1 protein-coding gene is annotated in these 1,391 nt (G+C 64.3%); it reads right to left on the reverse strand.

Annotated elements, in window-relative coordinates; genetic code table 11:
• Positions 1–1,391 (reverse strand): mannose-1-phosphate guanylyltransferase/mannose-6-phosphate isomerase (locus B9A15_RS22305; protein ID WP_084413147.1); only part of this gene is annotated, 1,391 nt, incomplete at its 3' end.

A 1,391-nucleotide genomic window follows, 5' to 3' on the forward strand; every position in this document is an offset into this window, starting at 1 on the left:
CGCACGATGTCGTCCTCGCCCGTATAGCTGCCGACCTGGACCTCGATGAGCTTCAGGTCGATCTTGCCGGGATTGTGCAGCCGGTGGACGCAGCCGATCGGCAGATAGGCCGCCTCGTTCTCGTGATAGACCTTCACCTGATTGTCGATCGTCACTTCGGCCGTGCCATGGACGACGATCCAATGCTCGGCGCGGTGATAATGGCGCTGCAGCGAGAGCTTGCCGCCGGGCTTGACGGTGATGTGCTTGACCTGGAAGCGATCGCCGATGTCGATGCGCTGATACCAGCCCCAGGGGCGATGGATGCGCAGATGCTCGGTGGCTTCCCGCTTGCCCTGGGTCTTCAGCTCCGCGACCAGCGCCTTGACGTCGGGCGCGGCCGATTTCGCCGCAACGAGCACGGCGTCATGGGTGGAGACGACGACGACGTCCTCCAGGCCGACGACGGTCGTCAGCATGTCGTCGGCGCGCACGAAGCTGTCCTTCGTCTTCAGGGCAAGAGCGTTGCCTTCGATGACATTGCCGTCCTCGTCCTTGGGCTTGATATCGTGCAGCGCGTCCCACGAACCCACATCCGACCAGCCGAAGGAGGCCGAAAGGACGCCGCCGGTCTTGGTCTTCTCCATCACCGCATAGTCGATCGAGATGGTCGGGGACGCGGCGAAAGCCGCCTCGTTCAAGCGCAGGAAATCGAGATCGCGCTGGCTCTCCTCGACGGCCTTGCGCGTCGCCGAAAGGACGTCCGGCGCCAGGCGTTCCAATTCCGATAGCATGGTGCTGGCGGAAAAGGCGAAATTCCCGCTGTTCCACAGATAGCCTTCGGCCATGTAGCGCTCGGCGGTCTCCCGGTCCGGCTTTTCCACGAAGCGCTCGATCGCATAGGCGCCCTCGCCGAGGCTCTTCTCGGTCGGATGGATATAGCCATAGGCGCTCGAAGGCGCCGTCGGCTTGATGCCGAGCGTCATGATGCGTCCACGCACGGCGATCGCTCCCGCCCGCTCGCAATCGGCGACGAAGGCCGCCTCGTTCTCGATGACGTGGTCGGCGGCAAGGATCAGGCAGACGACATCGCCGGCCCGCGCTTCCGCCAGAAGTGCGCCGACAGCCACCGCCGGGGCGCTATCACGGCGCATGGGCTCGAGAACGATATCGGCCTCGATGCCGAGTGCGGCGAGTTGTTCGCCGCAAACGAAGCGGAAATCATTGTTGGTGACGACGATCGGTTTGCCGAAGGCCGGTCCCGAAACGCGCTTGGCCGTCGCCTGAAAGGTGGACAGGTCCGAGCCGAGAAGCTTCACGAACTGCTTCGGCATCGTGTCGCGCGACACCGGCCAGAGCCGCGTGCCGGATCCGCCGGCCATGATGATCGGAACGATGGGCGAAGGCGACAT

The sequence above is a fragment of the Fulvimarina manganoxydans genome (assembly GCF_900176465.1).
GTDB classification, from domain to species: domain Bacteria; phylum Pseudomonadota; class Alphaproteobacteria; order Rhizobiales; family Rhizobiaceae; genus Fulvimarina; species Fulvimarina manganoxydans.